This is a genomic window from Vibrio gangliei, assembly GCF_026001925.1.
In the GTDB taxonomy this organism is placed as follows: Bacteria; Pseudomonadota; Gammaproteobacteria; order Enterobacterales; family Vibrionaceae; genus Vibrio; species Vibrio gangliei.
On the sequence record NZ_AP021870.1, the window covers coordinates 220,259 to 237,976 of the forward strand.

Below are 17,718 nucleotides of genomic sequence, written 5' to 3' on the forward strand. Positions count from 1 at the left end.
TTCATTGCCGGAGCATTCATTGCAGAGACCTATGGTGGAATTGACTCGTTTGGGGATGCGATTTCCAACCCCAAAAGGTGAGTTTATTGCCCTAAAAGGCGTGGATTTAACGATTAAAAAAGGTGAATTTATTTCATTGATTGGCCATTCAGGCTGCGGTAAATCGACGGTGCTGAACCTAGTCGCAGGCTTAACTATGCCAACCGATGGCGGTGTGATTGTGGATAGCCGAGAAGTGGATGGCCCAGGCCCAGAACGGGCAGTGGTGTTTCAAAACCATTCATTATTGCCTTGGCTGACGGTATATCAAAATGTTGAATTGGCGGTAAAACAAATCGCCAAAGGCAAAGATAAAGCTTGGGTAAAAGAGCAAACCAATCACTATTTGGGCTTGATTCAAATGCACCACGCGGCCGATAAAAAGCCCAGTGAAATTTCTGGCGGCATGAAGCAGCGTGTCGGTATTGCTCGCGCGTTAGCCCTGCAACCCAAAGTGTTGTTGATGGATGAACCTTTTGGCGCGTTAGATGCATTAACCCGCGCGCACTTACAAGATTCACTTATGAAAATTCAAGCCGAACTCGGTAATACCATCATTATGATCACGCACGATGTCGATGAAGCTGTGTTGCTATCAGACAAAATCGTCATGATGACCAATGGCCCGTCAGCCACGATTGGTGAAGTGCTAAATATTGAGCTGCCACGACCTCGTAATCGTGTCGCGCTCACCAATGATTCACAATACCAATCTTATCGCCAAGCAGTGTTGTCATTCTTGTATGAAAAGCAAGTGCATCAACAGCCAGAAGATTCCTCACCCTCTCAACCGAAAGCGAAAGTGACTTTTGCTTCTGACATCAAACGCGCTTAAGGAGATTGTCATGAACCAAGCATATTCAATTAATAAACCTAACCTTGTGGTGGTCGGTAACGGTATGGTCGGGCATCACTTAGTGGAGCGTTTGGTGGAAGCGAAAGCAACGGACCACTACGCCATTACCGTGATTGGTGAAGAGCGCTTTATTGCTTATGACCGAGTGCATTTATCATCTGTATTTTCCGGCCAAAGCCATCAAGATTTATTACTCAGCAGTGAAGACTGGTATCAACAACAGGGTGTGCGCTTAATTCTCGGTAGTAAAGTCACCACGCTTGATACGCAAAACCAGCGTTTAGTGATGGATGATGAAGATGTCTTAGCCTACGACAAATTAGTCTTGGCTACCGGCTCATACCCATTCGTACCGCCGATTGAAGGGAATGATAGAGATCATTGTTTTGTCTATCGCACACTTGATGATTTGAGTGAAATTCGTCAAGCCTGTGATAAAGCCAGCTCTGGCGCAGTGATTGGCGGTGGTTTACTGGGTTTAGAAGCGGCCAATGCGCTGCGTCTGCTCGGTGTCGATACCCATGTTATCGAGTTTGCGCCGCGTCTGATGCCAGTGCAATTGGATGCGGGTGCTAGCCATGTTTTAGAAGAAAAGATCCAAGCACTCGGTTTGCATGTGCATCTTGATACAGCGACCACCTCAATCACTGATGGCGAAAGTGCCAAGCACCGTTTGAACTTTAAAAATGGTGAATTTATTGAAGTCGATGTATTGGTGTTCTCGGCGGGGATTCGCCCGCAAGATGCCTTAGCTCGTCAAGCAGGTCTCGCGATTGGTGAACGTGGCGGTATTGTGATTAATGATGCGTGCCAAACCAATGACCCGAATATTTATGCCATTGGTGAGTGTGCGTTATGGGAGCAAAAAATCTTTGGTCTAGTCGCGCCCGGTTATCAAATGGCGCGTGTGGCTTGCGGTAGTTTATTGCAAGAGTTCATTATTCCAACCCAAGGTTCTGATTCCAAAAATAGCTTTAAAGGTGCCGACATGAGTACCAAGTTGAAGTTACTAGGTGTCGATGTTGCTTCAATTGGAGATGCCCAAATGATGACTCAAGGCGCGCAAGAAATGGTATTGCAAGATACGGTGGCGGGTACCTACAAAAAGCTGGTGGTCAATGCCAAAGGCGATAAATTGTTAGGCGCGATTTTAGTGGGCGATAACGCCGATTATGATGCTTTGCTGCAATGCTACCTCAATGACACGACTTTGCCCGATCATGCGGCGCATCTATTATTTGATACTTCAATGTTATCCGGTGAAGTGTCGGATACCGCACTGATTTGTTCTTGTCATAACGTTACCAAAGGCGATTTGGTGGAGGCGATCCACGCAGGTAGTCACGATCTTGCTTCTTTGAAATCCTGCACTAAAGCGGGCAGCGGCTGTGGCGGTTGTAGCAACATGGTTAAAACCGTGCTCGATGCCGAACTGGCTAATATGGGCATGGAAGTGAACAACCATATTTGTGAGCATTTTGAATATTCCCGCCAAGAGTTGTTCCATTTATGCCAAGTCGAAGGTATTAAAGATTTTGATACTTTAATCAGTCAGCACGGTCACGGTTTAGGTTGTGATTTATGTAAGCCGACTGCGGCCTCGATTTTTGCCTCCCTTTGGAATGAGCATATTTTGGAGCCGCAACACAGTGGTCTGCAAGACACCAATGATGCCTTTATGGCTAACTTACAAAAAGACGGTTCCTACTCGATTGTGCCCCGTATTGCGGGTGGTGAAATTACTCCAGACAAACTTATCGCATTGGGTGAAGTGGCAAAAAAATACGACTTATACACCAAGATTACCGGTGGTCAGCGGGTCGACTTATTCGGTGCGCAACAAGGTCAATTGCCGGATATTTGGGAAGAGTTGATTCAAGCGGGGTTTGAAACCGGCCATGCTTACGGGAAATCGCTGCGCACGGTGAAATCTTGTGTTGGTTCGACTTGGTGTCGCTATGGCGTCGATGATTCGGTCGGTTTGGCGATTGAACTGGAAAATCGCTATAAAGGCTTACGTTCGCCACATAAAATCAAAATGGCGGTATCCGGTTGTACGCGTGAATGTGCCGAGGCTCAAGGGAAAGACATTGGTGTGATTGCCACTGAAAATGGTTGGAACTTATATGTGTGTGGTAATGGTGGGATGCGCCCGCGTCATGCCGATTTATTTGCCACTGACCTCACCAAAGAACAATTGATTCAATACATCGATCGCGTGTTGATGTTCTACGTCAAAACCGCCGATAAATTACAACGTACATCAGTATGGTTAGAAAACTTGGAAGGCGGATTAGAGTATCTGCAACAAGTGGTGATCGAAGATTCACTTGGTTTAGCTGAATCACTAGAAAACCAAATGCAACTTGTGATCGATACTTACCAATGTGAGTGGAAAACCACCGTAGAAAACCCACTCAAACTCGCCAAATTCCGTCCATTTATCAATAAACCGGATGCGAATCATTCTGTGCCCATGACTTACCAACGGATTCGTGAACAGCGTATTCCAACTAAGTTTGTAGAAGAGGATGGGTTTATCGAAGATGCAAGCAGCTCAGTACAAACAAATGAAACTGTGGCTCAAACCCGCGAAATAGTAGGAGCTTAATTATGTGGCATAACATTTGTAAATTATCTCAACTTGATCGTCACTTTGGAGCCAATGCTTTAGTAGGAGAGCAACAAATCGCACTGTTTTACTTGCCCACTCAAGAATGCAAAGTGTACGCGATAGATAATTGGGATCCGATTGGCCATGCGTTCGTATTAAGCCGTGGCATCATTGGTGATGTGAAAGGTAAACCGTGCGTTGCTTCGCCTTTGTACAAGCAGCATTTTGACTTACAAACAGGAGAGTGTGTAGAGCAACCTGAAACCAAAGTGAAAACATGGCCGGTGAAAATCGAAGATGAATGTGTCTGGTTGCAGGTATAGTCAGAAACGACTCATAAAATGATAAAGAGCCAAGTGAATTGTCATCGCTTGGCTCTCTCATTTTTAATTATTGATATTCTAATTAGGTAGGTAAATCGCCCCTAACACCGCAAGGCGAGAAGCGCCGGTGGCAGCTGGTAGGTTACCCGGTAGGTTGTGCATGGTTTGATGAGCCAGCCAAGCAAACGCCATGGCTTCCATGTAATCGGAATCAATGCCGTATTTTAAGGTGTTGCCAATTTCCCAATCAGGCAAAAGTGTTTGTAATCTTTCCATTAATAATGGGTTTTGCGCGCCGCCGCCGCACACTAACAATTCATTTTGTTGATTAGATTGAGTTAAGCCAGTGACTTGGTCGGCAATGGTGAGTGCAGTGAACTCAGCCAATGTTGCCAAAACATCTTGCGGCTGTAGCGTTAATCCAAGCAGTTTTTGTTCAAGCCAAGGTAGGTTAAACAGTTCTCGACCGGTGCTCTTTGGGGCAGGCAGCTTCAAATAGTCTTCAGACAATAAACGCTGTAATAACTCCGGTTGTACTGTACCTGAACGGGCAATCGCGGCATCTTTATCGTACGGCTTACCAAAGTGTTGCTGCATCCAAGCATCCATTAACATGTTGCCCGGGCCTGTGTCGTAGCCAGAAGTTTGATCGCTATTAATGATGGAGATATTAGAAATCCCGCCAATGTTTAAAATAACAATGTTATTGTCGAGATGATCGAATAACGCTTTATGAAAAGCCGGAACCAAAGGCGCACCTTGACCGCCTAATGCCATATCTTTACGGCGAAAATCTGCCACGGTTGTGATGCCGGTTTGCGCGGCAATGAGGTTGGCATCACCGATTTGCATGGTAAATGGATAAGCCGAATCGGGCGTGTGGAACACCGTTTGACCGTGACTACCAATCGCTTTGATGTCACTACGTTCAATATGATTGTTGGCGATGAGTTGTTCCACGGCATCGGCAAATACTTTGCCCAGACGATGATCAATTTCACCGATTTTCACTAGCGTGGTTTGCTGGCCAATACACACATCCAGCACATCTTGTTTGAGGTCGTCTGGTATAGGGAAAAAATCTTGTGCAAGCAGTTGGATAGATTGCCCGTCGGTTTCTACCAAAGCGGTATCGACGCCGTCTAAACTGGTGCCCGACATAATCCCAATATACTTTTCCATCACAACCTCTAATGTTTGATTTATATGACTTAGTTTTAGCAAGACTTCGGTTTTAAAGATATCGTATTAGTGACAAAATAGGGCAAAATATTTTGAATATATAAGGAAAGCGCCATGGGTCCGTTGTGGTTAGACGTTGCAGGTTATGAATTAGACGCAGAAGACAAAGAAATCTTAGCTCACCCAACGGTCGGTGGCGTGATTTTATTTGCTCGAAATTATCATGATAATGAACAGCTTATTGCCCTTAACCAATCAATCCGTAAAGCGGCTAAATGCCCGATATTAATTGGTGTCGACCAAGAAGGTGGCCGCGTGCAGCGTTTTCGTGACGGCTTTACTAAAATCCCACCTGCGCAAACTTATGCGCAAATGGACAATGGGGTTGAAGCCGCTGAGCTTGGCGGTTGGTTGATGGCGGCGGAACTTATTGCTCATGATATTGATCTCAGTTTTGCTCCTGTTCTAGACCAAACCTTTCAATGTAAAGCCATTGGCAGCCGTGCGTTTGGTGAAGATCTCGATACCATTTTGACCTACAGCAGCGCCTACATGGAAGGGATGAAGCAAGTGGGTATGGCAACCACCGGCAAACATTTCCCTGGTCACGGTGGCGTAGTAGTAGATTCGCATTATGAAACCCCATTTGATGATCGTCAGGACATATTTGAAAACGATATGGCGATTTTTAAAGCTCAAATTGATGCCGGTGTATTAGACGCCATGATGCCAGCACACGTAGTGTATCCACATTATGATGATCAGCCAGCCAGTGGTTCTGAATATTGGCTCAAAGACGTGTTACGCAATCAGCTTGGGTTTAAAGGCATCGTATTCTCAGATGATCTCAATATGGAAGGCGCAGCGATCATGGGCGGTCCAGCAGCTCGATCACTAAAATCAATGCAATCAGGTTGTGACATGGTGTTGATGTGTAATAACCGCGCATCTGCCATTGAGGTCTTAGATAACCTACCGATTGTCGAAGTGCCTCAAGCCATGAACCTGCTTAAGCAACAAACCTTTAGCTTAAAAGAATTGCAATCGGATCCGCGCTGGAAGCAAGCTAATCGCATCATGTGTGAATATTGGGATACGCTTTCTGAATAGCATTTAAGGTTAAACTAAGGTCAACAGACCCTAAGAAGTGGTGTTGCATTTACGCCACTTCTTCTGCACAATTCACACCTAACTTTGATGTGACTCATGCATCAAAGTGCCTTTCGTATAATCCCGCTGATTAAGCACTTGCTAAATGTGACCATGATTTAGCCAAGCTGCTTTAGGTGCAGGAGTCTCTACCAGAAGCCTCAATTTCTGATTACGAAGAGCAAGCGGGCGATCGTTTTCTCTTTGTACAGCTACACTTATATCAATCGTATATTTTTCTGAGCTTGTTCTCGGAACTGGATTGTTACATCAAAAGAAAAATCGTTGCGCATTCATTTTATTTTTATAAAGGATAAACATAATGAATTCTCAAATGATGACGTACATACAAGGCTTACCTAAAGTTGAACTCCATCTCCACATTGAAGGTTCTTTAGAGCCAGATTTGATGTTTGACTTGGCTAAGCGTAATCAAATTACTATTCCATTCAACTCACCAGAAGAAGTGGAAGCGGCTTATCAATTTGATGATTTGCAATCGTTTTTAGATATCTATTATCAAGGTGCGAACGTTTTAATTCATGAGCAGGATTTTTTCGATTTAACCTGGGCTTATCTACTGCGTTGCCAGCAAGATAATGTTATCCACACAGAAATTTTCTTTGATCCTCAAACCCATACCGCGCGAGGTATTGCGTTTGAAACTGTGATTAACGGTATTGATAAAGCGTTGAAAAAAGGCCGAGAAGAGCTTGGGATTTCTAGCCAAATTATCATGTGCTTTTTACGCCACTTAGATCAAGACAGTGCGTTTGAAACCTTGCGTCAAGCGCTGCCACACAAAGATAAAATTATCGGGGTAGGTTTAGATTCTTCAGAGCAAGGCCATCCGCCAGCAAAATTCCAGCAAGTGTTTGAAGAGGCGATGAATCACGGATTTTTAACCGTCGCGCATGCAGGTGAAGAAGGGCCAGCACAAAACATTCACAATGCAATGAAGTTGCTGGGGGTAGCGCGAGTTGATCACGGTGTCCGCTGTGTTGAAGATCCACAATTGGTTGAGCAATTAATTAAAGATCGCACGCCGTTAACGGTTTGTCCGCTATCGAATATTAAGCTCAAAGTGTTTTCAACTATGGGTGAACACAATATTGTTGAGCTTCTACGTCAGGGTTTATGTGTGACCGTGAATTCTGACGATCCTGCTTATTTTGGCGGTTACATGACAGACAATTTTGTTGCAGTGGCAGAGGCTCTGCCGGTAACGTTTGAAGAGTTAAAGCAGCTTTCTCTCAATGCCATTGAAGCCAGTTTTATCACCGAGGAAGAAAAGCAGCAGTTAGTCAAAAAAGTAGAAAGCTTTTGTGACACGTTTCATTCATAAATCCATAAAATATTAACCCCATTCAAAGCCCTTTGTTTGAACTCAAGCAAAGGGCTTTTTGTTATCTCAACACTTGCCATACGTTAGTCGCTCTTGATTGCATTTCATTGTCATTCTGGTGACATCGCAATGAATAATTGATTACACCCCTAAATGTGTTGATTGTCATTAAAAATTAATTTTATCCCAATTTGTTCCTTTTTTATCAGTGATTTATGTTGTATCTGTATATTCACTTTAGGAATAAGGGGTTGATAAAAATATCTCAGACGTTATTATTTAAAACGAAATTGATTAGGGCACTAAACAATTTTGAGGTTTGTTTAGTTTGCTACTGATAAAAATCAATCACCGCTTGAGCTGACATAAGAGTGTGATTCTTGATTTGACATCACCTTTTAAAGCGAAGCGTACAAATAAAAAATAGGGCTAAGATGATTACGGCACCATGGGTTGCACAACCTAAAAAAGTGACCAGCACTCAGGACGAGTGGACATTTAGAAAACCCGAAATAAGCGATGGCAATCAGGTGAATGCCTTGATTGAATCGTGTCCTCCTTTGGATACGAACTCTGCGTACTGTAACTTTTTACAGACATCCCATTTCAGCGACACTTGTGTACTTGCTGAGCGAAATGGCGAAATTGCAGGTTTTGTTTCCGCTTATCTCAAACCCTCTAGTCACCCTAACCGCCCAGTATTGTTTATCTGGCAGGTGGCTGTTGCGGAAAATAGCCGCGGATGTGGGCTTGCCTATCGCATGATCAAATCGTTATTAGCTCGTGAGTGTATTGCTGGCGTAGCTGCTATTGAGACGACGATTACTAAAGACAACCATGGCTCGTGGAATCTATTTAGAAAGATTGAACGAGAGGATGGTGAAGAAGGGCGAGTCAGTGTGTTCTTAGATAAAGACAATCACTTTGATGGTGAACATGACAGTGAGTTCTTATTTCATATCCCGCTTGCTATGAGTTAGCGACAAGAGCGCGAGCTAGCAACATAAATACTTAAATTCGATAAATTCAAAAATTCTTGGTTGGGATGAGCTCAGCCGAGATAAACACATAGGATGATAGACAGGATCAATCATGAATATCTTTAAAAAGCACGAATCAAACGTTCAATGTTATGCCAATAACTTCCCAGTTGTATTTTCATCTGCGAAAGGCTGTTGGTTACACACCGAAGACGGCGATCGCTACTTAGATTTTCTAGCCGGTGCAGGTTCATTGAACTACGGCCACAACAACCCTGTTCTTAAAAAAGCATTACTAGATTATATCGACCAAGATGGGTTAACCCACGGTCTTGATATGCACTCGGAAGCGAAAGCCCGTTTCCTTGAGAGCTTAAATGAGAAGATTTTGAAGCCACGTGATTTGGAATACAAAGTTCAATTTACTGGCCCAACAGGTACCAACGCCGTTGAGTCTGCTATGAAGCTGGCGCGTAAAGTAAAAGGTCGTAGCAATATTGTTGCCTTTACTAACGGTTTCCACGGTGTGTCTTATGGTGCACTAGCCGCAACAGGTAACCAGCATCACCGTGGTGGCGCAGCAATGCCACTTTCAGGTGTAACCCGTATTCCTTATGAAGGTTATGCCGACATTGATGGTTTAGCGTTATTTGAAACCATGCTGCAAGATAACTCGGCTGGTATGGATAAACCTGCTGCTGCGATCGTTGAGGTGGTTCAAGGTGAGGGTGGTTTGAATGCCGCTTCTAATGAATGGTTACAACGTTTAGAAAATATCTGTAAAAACAACGACATTCTATTGATTGTCGATGACATTCAGGCCGGTTGTGGTCGTACAGGTACTTTCTTTAGCTTTGAGCCATCAGGCATTAAGCCAGATATGGTGACGCTATCGAAATCAATTGGTGGTTATGGCTTGCCAATGGCGATCATGTTAATGAAGCCAGAGCTCGACCAATGGGCACCAGGTGAGCACAACGGTACATTCCGTGGTAACAACCATGCATTCGTCACCGCTGCCGAAGCGATTGATACTTACTGGCACAACGATGAATTTGAGATGCACATTAAAGAGCGTGCAGAGCAATTGAACAAAGCGTTGAACAAAGCATTGAAGCAATATTCAAACTTGTTTGAAGGTATTAAAGGTCGCGGTTTGATGCAAGGTATTGCCTGTAAGAATGGTGATATTTCAGACCTGATCACTAGTGAGTGTTTTGACAACGGCATGGTGATTGAAACAGCTGGTCCAGATGATGAAGTAGTGAAATTCTTCTGTCCATTGACGGTCAGTGAATCTGAGCTAGAGCAAGGTATTCACATTTTCGAAAATGCCGTTGAGAAGGTTTCAGAAAAATTAGTTAAGAAAGCTTCATGAAGTAGTAAAGGAGACGTAATGATACAAGCCAATATGCATAAATCGAAACAAGCGAAACAGAAAGAATCGGAAGTATTTACTGAGCTTCCTGTCAGTGAAATGCCAGTTTGGCAGTTGTTAGCTATGCGTAATTAGTCTTGGCAAGTGAGTGCTAACGTAAAGTTAGTATACGTATCGTCGACCTCTATTAATAAATGTACATATCCCCAAATTAGTTGGAGTTGCAGTGAGGCGACAAGTTTGTGAGAGCCCATGAGCATAGCTTGTCTATGTGATTGGGGCGAACAAACGCAGTCAACAAAGCTGCAGCTTCAAATAAGAAGGGGAAAAAAGGATAAATAATGATTGTAAGAACATTAGAAGAATGCCGAAACAGTGAACGTCGTGTAGTAGCCGATACTTGGGAAAGTGTGCGTATGCTATTGAAAGAAGACAAGATGGGATTCTCGTTCCACATTACCAATATCTATGCAGGCACAGATACCCATATTCACTATAAAAACCACTTAGAGTCGGTTTACTGCATTTCTGGTGAAGGTGAGATTGAAGTGAAAGGTGACAAAACTTACCCAATCAAACCAGGCACGCTTTATATCCTAGACAAGCATGATGATCACCAATTACGTGCTTATGAAGGCGCAGACATGGTGATGGCGTGTGTATTCAACCCACCACTAACGGGTGCAGAAACCCACGATAAAGATGGTGTGTATCCGATTGTTGAATAAATAAACGTATCTCGTTTCTCGGCCGCTACGCTTTGTCGTATTTCGGTCGAGATACGAGCACGAAGTGTCCGCGTCACGAGAGTGAAACGTCCACACTCATAAGAATTCATTTATTGAAAAATTTTGAAACCCAAGGAGCCTATTTTGACTTCTTCAAATAGAAGCCACACTGCCAACATTCAAAACTCAAATCATACCGTTGAAAAAATTGGCGGTACCTCAATGTCAGCCTTTGACGCTGTTCTCGATAACATCTTACTTCGTCCAGAGAACCCGTATAACCGTATGTTTGTGGTTTCAGCTTATGGCGGTATTACCGATGCATTATTGGAATGTAAGCGTTCAGGTAAAGCCGGTATTTATCGTTTAGTTGAAAATCGTGATGATGCGTGGGTGGAAGCCATGGAAGAGCTTGAACAACGCATGTTATTGATTAACGAAAATATGTTTGCTGACCCAATCAGTCGCCGTCGTGCCGATAACTTTATTAAAGATCGCATCGCGCAAGCGACGAACTGTATCAACAATATTATGGAAACCTGCCAGTATGGTCAGTTTTCAATGCAGCATTATTTGCCGCAAATCCGAGAGTTTTTATCTTCCATCGGTGAAGCACATAGTGCGTACAATACTTGTTTGAAGCTAAACACTCTTGATGTGAACGCTAAGTTCGTTGACTTATCTGGTTGGGATCTTGATGGCCAAGGAAAAGATGTGTCAGGTGATCTCGACGCAGTGATTGAAAATGCGTTGCAAGATATTGATGTGACTAAAGAACTTCCGATCGTGACAGGCTATGTTTACTGCGCCGAAGGCTTAATGAAGACCTATGACCGTGGTTACAGTGAAATGACCTTTAGTCGTTTAGCGGTGTTGTCGAAAGCAAAACAAGCAGTCATTCATAAAGAGTATCACTTGAGTACTGCTGACCCGCGCGTTGTTGGTCCAGAAAAAGTGCGTCCAATGGGGCAGACGAACTATGACGTCGCTGACCAACTTGCTAATTTAGGTATGGAAGCGATTCACCCGAATGCAGCTTCTGGTTTACGTCGTAGTGGTATTGAATTGGTAATCAAAAATACCTTTGAACCAGAACATAAAGGTACGCTGATTTCACATGCGTTTGACCCACATCGTTATGCGGGTAACACCGATAAAGTGGAAATTATTGCTGGTCGAAATAAAGTCTTTGCACTGCATATTTTTGACCAAGCTATGGTGGGCCAAGCGGATAACGTCGGTTATGAGTTGATGGAAATCATCAATGATGAGCGTGTTCAGCTAGTGGGTAAAGAAATGAACGCCAACTCGATTACTTATTATTTAAGCGGTAATTCGAAGAGCAAGAACAAAGTCTTGTCTCGCGCAGAAAAAGCGTTCCCACGAGCAAAAATTACCGGCAAGATGGTGGCGTTAATTTCCGTGATTGGTGCTTCAATTGACACCAATATAGCGCTGAGCCACGGCATGATCGCATTAATGAACCAAGATATTACGCCGCGTGCAGCGCACTCGTCGATGCGTAATGTGGATGTGCAATTTGTGGTTGATGATGAAAATTATGAAGCGGCGATTTGTACCTTACATGAAGAGTTCATTGACGGTCTTGAATCAAATGATGAGCAACTTGATAAAGAAAAAGCGGCTTAATATTGGTTTATTAAATAAAGCCTAATAATCAAACCCTGCTAACTAAAGAGTTGGCAGGGTTTCCTATTTTAGGAGCTAGTCAGGATTTTGTTCCCATCGAAATTCCATTTGTTTGGCGGTTGCTTCCGCGATGTCCATTCCCAATAACTCACTGACGATAAATAAACTCATATCAATGCCCGCCGAGATCCCTCCTGAGCTAATACGGTTACCATCTTTTACCCAACGGACGTTCTCTTGTACTTTCAGCTTTGGAAATCGTTGTTTGAGATCGGGAATATCTTCCCAATGCGTTGTCACTGAGTGTTGGTTAAGTATCCCTGCTTGCGCCAGTATAAAAGCGCCAGTGCAAACCGATGCGATTAGAGGTACTTGCATCTCCTGAGTTTTTATCCACTCAAGCACACCAACTTTGTACATTTCATCAGTATGCACACCACCAACCACAATTAAGACATCTAATTTAGGATGATTAGCAATACTGTAGTCGGGAAGAACACGATAACCCGCTCTTGCCGTCACAGGGGTTGCTTGTTCTGCGATCAGGAAAACATTGAAATCTTGACCGTTTGAATTCACACGGTTTGCTGTGGTGAACACTTCATAAGGGCCTGAAAAATCAAGCACTTCTGCATTATCGTAGAGGTAAATACCGATATTCATTTTTCTTCCTTGAAAAACAATGATGGAGTGAGACAAATATGTCACGAAATATAGAATTTAGTCTACCTCGAGCCATTTATATGCCATTATTAAGTGTGTTTTTACATTCCTACTTATAAAAGAGATATACCATGAAACTGTTAGTTCGAAATCTTTCTCGTGAAACAACTGAATCAGAAATGCGTCAATTGTTTGAAGAGTTTGGAGAAGTCGGTGAGTGCACTTTAGTACTGGATGACGAAACCGGTCTTTCTAAAGGGTTTGGTTTCATTTATATGCCGGATCTTGATCAGGCTAAAACCGCTCGATTTGCGTTAAACGGCAAAGAAATCGACAACAGTAAAATCAAAGTGAAAGTCGCCAGTTAATTGGGTTGGCGGCTTTAATTGAGTCTAAAGGGTTATCGTTTTTGTAACGTAACCAATAGAATACCCAATAAAATCATCGCTGAAGCAACAACAAATGGTAGGGTGATCGGTTCTCGAACCATGATCGCCCCGCCTAAAGCTGCAATCACTGGTACCAATAATTGCACGACACCGGCCTGAGTCGCCTTTAAGCCTTTCAGTGCGACATACCAAATTGCATATCCCATTCCTGATGTCACCGCACCTGAAATGATGGCTAAGATCATACCGTGATAAGTCAGCGTATTTTCAGTGACCATAATATAAATGATTAATAACAAGCACAGAGGCAAACAGCGTACAAAGTTGCCTGTGGTATCACTGAGTGGATCAGAGCTTGTTTTTCCTCGAATGGTATAGCCTGCCCACGCCATGCCTGCTAGTGCCATTAATACAAAGCCAGAAAATGATGGCGTAGAAGCATTGGGCAACATCAAATAAACAAATCCAGCAAACGCCAATGTGATCCCCAACCACTCAAGTAATACCAACTTATGCCCTTTGCATAATTGGTAAACGATCATAGTGATTTGTACCGCGCCAAACAAAATTAACGCTCCAGTGCCCGTTTCTAACGAAAGGTAAGCGATAGAAAAGCACAGAGCATAGACAAATAAGCACAGCGCGGATGCCATACTGCCTTTCAAAGTGAAGTGAGAAGCGGTTTTATTGTGGCTTGTCCTTGGTCGAAGGCTTAGAAGTAGGCACAGCATGATAGCGCCGGAAGCTAATCGCAGGGTGGTAAAGCTTAATGGATCAATATTGCCATCCATTAAAGCAAGGCGAGCCAGAACCGAATTTGCCGCAAATGCAATGAGTGCAAATACCGTAAAAATAAAAGTTTTGAAGGCATGGCTTGATTGATGGTTAGGCATAATGATGGGGCTTGAATCCTGTTATCTCGAATAAGAAAGGAGGCCTCATACCTCCTTTAAACGTACTTTCTAAAGCTAAACCAGAGAAAAATGATTAATGACTTGAATGGTCGGAATTATGCGAAATACCGGCCATCACTTTTTTTACCGGCACGCTTAACGTTTCAGTTTCACCGTTGGCAAACTCCAGAGTTAGGGTTACTTTGTCACCTTCAGCTAAAGGCTGTTTTAAGTTAAGCAGCATGATGTGATAACCACCAGGTTTCAATACCACTTCACCATGAGCTGGCAAATTCAGCTGGTCAATTTGACGCATTTTCATCATGTCGCCATCTTTTTCTACCGTATGCAGCTCAGTCTTGCTCGCAACATCCGTTTGGGCTGCGACCAAAGTACGTTCGCTATCCATGTGATTTTCTATAGTCATGAAAATGGCGCTGTTTGCTGCATTAGGTGGAGTCGCGCGAGCATACGGGTCATTGTAGTGTAAGCCATTATGGGCAAAAGCTGCCGAGCTCAATAGCAGTCCAGAGAGTAATAAAGCAAGCTTTTTCATTAAGCGTTTTCCTTTTCAACTTGTTGAATAGAAAGAATTAATGGTTGTGGATTCAATGTATGTGGCACTTTTTTAATTAAGGTGCCGTCGGGTTGAACAAAATAGAAATAAGAGCTGTGATCTATCGTGTATTTTAGTTCAGAGTCTTTAAGCTCGGTTTTTTGGAAAATCACACCGTAACGAGTTGCTAATTGCTGAATGGCTGCCGCAGAGCCTGAATAACCTTGAATATTTGGGTGAAAATAATGTGCGTATTTTTGTGCATCTTCACCGGAATCTCGCTCAGGATCTAATGTAATGAAGATTGGACGGATATGGGAAAGCTGATCGTCATCCAGTTGCTTCATTGCGGCAGAAAGCATGGCTAATGATGTTGGGCACACATCTGGACAACGGGTAAAGCCAAAATAAATGACTCTAATTCGAGTATCGGCGGGATCGAAAATATCCGTTTTGTCGTTATCGCCATTTATGAGCGCTAAGCTTGTAGCTGATTGAGATGTCTGTTGTGATGGGTGCAAATAAAAGTTTAATGCCAAGCCTAAGCTAAAAGCCAACGCTAAGATAATGACCCAAGATTTCTTCATTTTTCCATCCTAATCGACGCGTAAATTTTATTGCCTGCTTGGTCACTCAATGTGCCAATCCATGTCATTTTCGAATCGGTGCAAATGGGAAGAACCACAGAGCCTTGATAACTGCCATCGGGTTGTTTTATTACCGGAAATTTGGCGGTTCCTAAATCCATTTCTAAACCTCGTAAAGTTAACAATAAACGCTCGCTGTTGTTGTCTGGCCACTGCACTTGTAGGCGGGTTTCTTGTAACGGTTTTGCGATATCCGTATCGAGCTGAAGACTGACATTGCTTTGCTGGCAAACTTGGCGAGAAAGGGCACAATATTGCGACGCTTCAAAATGTGAATCAGAGGGAGTACGCCACATTTCCCATAGCTGAGGCGCAAAAAAACCAGCCACTAACGCCAGTACAGTGAACATACCTAACAAATAGGCTGAATTGTGTTTTGTATGTTTGAATGACATCTCGGACATAAAGATAGATCAGTTAATTGTCACGGTTTAGAGACTAATATGAATGATGCTAACACGAATGATTCCGACTTGAATGAGAATCCCTTTTGTTTGAGGACAAGAGCACAAAATAAAACACCCAAGTACAGTGAAGCACTTGGGTGTTTGAGCATGCTGATGAATACCCCGTTTATTTTTTGTTCTGTGCCACTTTCTCAAGCAGCCAAACAATACCAATACCAGCCAGCATACACACGATGGCTAATATTAATTGAGACGGTTGGCCAACGACTTGCTCAAACTGATGTGGCAGCAAGTTATGCTCGACTAGAGGTACTTGCTCGCCATCAGAATTTACTCGCCAGCTGATGGTTTCTTTCCACGGCCAAATTTTAGGTAATGTACCCATCATTAATCCGGTTAAGAAAACTAGCGTTGCCGAACGATGTTTGTTTAATAACCATGACAGTAAATGAGAAAAGCTTAATAGACCACACACTGCGCCTACTGCAAACAAACCTAATACGCCAATGTTGAGCTCTTTTACCGCAGCTAAAATGGCCGGGTAAATGCCTAATAGCAATAAAATAAAACTACCTGAAATGCCCGGTAAAATCATCGCACAGATAGCAATGGCGCCCGCTAAGATGAGGTTAAGCGGCGTTGGCTGTAAATCGAGCGGTTGTAATACCGTGATGGTGTAGGCAAACGCAATTCCCGCGACTAAAAAGAGGACATGGATCAGACGTCGATCATCGACCTGCTTTAAGATATGCACCACGGAAATTAAGATCAAACCAAAAAAGAATGACCAAAGCGGAATAGGGTGAGTGACTAACAGCCAAGAGATTAATTTCGCCAAGGTCAAAATGCTGGTTAAAATACCACCAAATAGAGCGGCTAAGAATCCGGCATTAATATGGGTGAGAACCGCTTTAAAGCCTTCACGTTTCCACAATCCGAGTAAGCTTGGATTAACTTTACGAATACTGCCAAGCAGGGTGTCGTAAATCCCTGTTATAAAAGCAATGGTTCCGCCTGATACACCAGGAACCACATCGGCCGCGCCCATGGCAATGCCTTTCAGGTAAGTGAAAAAATAATTCATACAATATACCGTTAAATCAAATGACTGAATTAGGCGCGTAGGTTGTCATGATTTGCCGGAAATAGGAAGTTTTAGTGATTGTTTGTTAAAAATAATTATTGGAATGCCCACCAAAAGGCTTGGTAAAACGCGTCCTTCGCGTCTTTTTCAATTAACAGACCATTGCTTGAAATCAAACGGTCAAATGGCCAAGTCATCACTTCTTGCACGGATGCTCGTAGCATTGCTTTATTTTTAAACTTACGGCGCACACGATATGGCAAAGTAAGCTGGTTACGGCCACCTTGAATCAAGGTTGTGATCTTTTGACCTGTGGGTAGGTGAGGCTGTAGTGCTACCAAATTATCGGTAATAAAAAGCGTGCGGCTGAGTGGATCACAAAACAACATTTTATTGGGTGACTCATCGCCACCAATAGACGTTTGTAATAATTGTCCTTGCCATTCTTTGGGTGTTTGATGCGACAAAACCCCATCAAAATTCAGATCGGTGCGTTTTTCAATGAGTGAATGTGTCGCGAAAAAATAAGCTTTGGAGTAGGCAAGCCACCAATCTGAAAGGTGATGATGATAAGTCGGAGTGGGCGATACCACAAATTTCACCGCTCCGAGTTGAGATAATTCCAACTGGCACTGCGTCGAAAGTTCAATCGGTGAAATCACCATGAGTTCATCATTTTCGAGTTTAATCACCACCATGCGTTGAATGTGAGTTAAACCACATACACGGTAGCTTTTATCTATGTACCAAACTCGGTTGGATTCCCATTCTGTAAACATCAGGCTTGCTTCCTTGCAAACAAATACATGACGAGAGTTTATCTTAAAATTCTTTT

Annotated in this window: 18 protein-coding genes; 10 read left to right on the forward strand and 8 right to left on the reverse strand. The window is 43.2% G+C overall.

What is annotated here, in order from left to right; all coding sequences use genetic code 11:
* Window positions 1–31 precede the first annotated feature (31 nt).
* Genes Vgang_RS12960 through nirD form a run of 3 tightly spaced genes read left to right on the forward strand, consistent with a single transcriptional unit; the run spans window position 32 to window position 3,832 of the window.
* On the forward strand, window positions 32–874 hold the full coding sequence (locus Vgang_RS12960) for an ABC transporter ATP-binding protein (RefSeq protein WP_406708321.1): 843 nt from the start codon (window positions 32–34) through the stop codon (window positions 872–874).
* A gap of 10 nt (window positions 875–884) precedes the next feature.
* Window positions 885–3,506 carry a nitrite reductase large subunit NirB gene (gene nirB / locus Vgang_RS12965; protein ID WP_105901272.1) on the forward strand — a complete coding sequence of 874 codons (2,622 nt, stop codon included), beginning with the start codon at window positions 885–887 and terminating at the stop codon, window positions 3,504–3,506.
* Between the two features lie 2 nt (window positions 3,507–3,508).
* The gene (nirD, locus tag Vgang_RS12970) at window positions 3,509–3,832 is read left to right on the forward strand and encodes a nitrite reductase small subunit NirD (RefSeq protein WP_105901273.1); all 324 of its coding nucleotides are present in this window, start codon (window positions 3,509–3,511) and stop codon (window positions 3,830–3,832) included.
* Window positions 3,833–3,910: 78 nt separating this feature from the next.
* Here nirD and Vgang_RS12975 read toward each other — a convergent pair whose 3' ends face one another.
* Window positions 3,911–5,014 carry an anhydro-N-acetylmuramic acid kinase gene (locus Vgang_RS12975; RefSeq protein WP_105901274.1) on the reverse strand — a complete coding sequence of 368 codons (1,104 nt, stop codon included), beginning with the start codon at window positions 5,012–5,014 and terminating at the stop codon, window positions 3,911–3,913.
* A 114-nt stretch (window positions 5,015–5,128) separates the two neighbouring features.
* Between Vgang_RS12975 and nagZ the strand changes: the two genes are divergently transcribed.
* The 6 genes from nagZ (at window position 5,129) to Vgang_RS13005 (ending at window position 12,244) form a co-directional block, all read left to right on the forward strand.
* Complete coding sequence (gene nagZ / locus Vgang_RS12980) at window positions 5,129–6,124, forward strand: beta-N-acetylhexosaminidase (protein ID WP_105901275.1); 996 nt, start codon at window positions 5,129–5,131, stop codon at window positions 6,122–6,124.
* A gap of 373 nt (window positions 6,125–6,497) precedes the next feature.
* Entirely contained in the window at window positions 6,498–7,508 is a 1,011-nt protein-coding gene (locus Vgang_RS12985; protein WP_105901789.1) for an adenosine deaminase, read from the forward strand.
* 434 nt (window positions 7,509–7,942) lie between these two features.
* Entirely contained in the window at window positions 7,943–8,488 is a 546-nt protein-coding gene (gene ectA, locus Vgang_RS12990) for a diaminobutyrate acetyltransferase (RefSeq protein ID WP_105901276.1), read from the forward strand.
* Between the two features lie 112 nt (window positions 8,489–8,600).
* Entirely contained in the window at window positions 8,601–9,866 is a 1,266-nt protein-coding gene (gene ectB / locus Vgang_RS12995) for a diaminobutyrate--2-oxoglutarate transaminase (protein ID WP_105901277.1), read from the forward strand.
* Between the two features lie 341 nt (window positions 9,867–10,207).
* Window positions 10,208–10,594, forward strand: coding sequence for an ectoine synthase (locus Vgang_RS13000; RefSeq protein WP_105901279.1), 387 nt, complete (start codon window positions 10,208–10,210; stop codon window positions 10,592–10,594).
* A gap of 222 nt (window positions 10,595–10,816) precedes the next feature.
* The gene (locus Vgang_RS13005) at window positions 10,817–12,244 is read left to right on the forward strand and encodes an aspartate kinase (RefSeq protein WP_245879893.1); all 1,428 of its coding nucleotides are present in this window, start codon (window positions 10,817–10,819) and stop codon (window positions 12,242–12,244) included.
* Between the two features lie 75 nt (window positions 12,245–12,319).
* Here Vgang_RS13005 and Vgang_RS13010 read toward each other — a convergent pair whose 3' ends face one another.
* Window positions 12,320–12,907: a DJ-1/PfpI family protein gene (locus tag Vgang_RS13010; protein WP_105901281.1), complete on the reverse strand. Its 588-nt coding sequence runs from the start codon at window positions 12,905–12,907 to the stop codon at window positions 12,320–12,322.
* Window positions 12,908–13,038: 131 nt separating this feature from the next.
* Here Vgang_RS13010 and Vgang_RS13015 point away from each other — a divergent pair, with 131 nt between their 5' ends.
* On the forward strand, window positions 13,039–13,275 hold the full coding sequence (locus Vgang_RS13015; protein ID WP_105901282.1) for an RNA recognition motif domain-containing protein: 237 nt from the start codon (window positions 13,039–13,041) through the stop codon (window positions 13,273–13,275).
* 32 nt (window positions 13,276–13,307) lie between these two features.
* Here Vgang_RS13015 and Vgang_RS13020 read toward each other — a convergent pair whose 3' ends face one another.
* The 6 genes from Vgang_RS13020 to Vgang_RS13045 form a co-directional block, all read right to left on the reverse strand.
* Complete coding sequence (locus Vgang_RS13020; RefSeq protein ID WP_105901283.1) at window positions 13,308–14,189, reverse strand: DMT family transporter; 882 nt, start codon at window positions 14,187–14,189, stop codon at window positions 13,308–13,310.
* Between the two features lie 94 nt (window positions 14,190–14,283).
* The gene (locus tag Vgang_RS13025; RefSeq protein ID WP_105901284.1) at window positions 14,284–14,745 is read right to left on the reverse strand and encodes a copper chaperone PCu(A)C; all 462 of its coding nucleotides are present in this window, start codon (window positions 14,743–14,745) and stop codon (window positions 14,284–14,286) included.
* Window positions 14,745–15,332 carry an SCO family protein gene (locus tag Vgang_RS13030; protein WP_105901285.1) on the reverse strand — a complete coding sequence of 196 codons (588 nt, stop codon included), beginning with the start codon at window positions 15,330–15,332 and terminating at the stop codon, window positions 14,745–14,747. Before Vgang_RS13030 ends, Vgang_RS13025 begins: the two co-directional genes overlap by 1 nt.
* The gene (locus Vgang_RS13035) at window positions 15,329–15,796 is read right to left on the reverse strand and encodes a hypothetical protein (RefSeq protein ID WP_105901286.1); all 468 of its coding nucleotides are present in this window, start codon (window positions 15,794–15,796) and stop codon (window positions 15,329–15,331) included. The genes Vgang_RS13030 and Vgang_RS13035 overlap by 4 nt, the downstream gene beginning before the upstream one ends.
* A 169-nt stretch (window positions 15,797–15,965) precedes the next feature.
* Window positions 15,966–16,883: a DUF368 domain-containing protein gene (locus Vgang_RS13040; RefSeq protein WP_105901287.1), complete on the reverse strand. Its 918-nt coding sequence runs from the start codon at window positions 16,881–16,883 to the stop codon at window positions 15,966–15,968.
* 95 nt (window positions 16,884–16,978) lie between these two features.
* Entirely contained in the window at window positions 16,979–17,662 is a 684-nt protein-coding gene (locus tag Vgang_RS13045) for a DUF4336 domain-containing protein (RefSeq protein WP_105901288.1), read from the reverse strand.
* Window positions 17,663–17,718 lie beyond the last annotated feature (56 nt).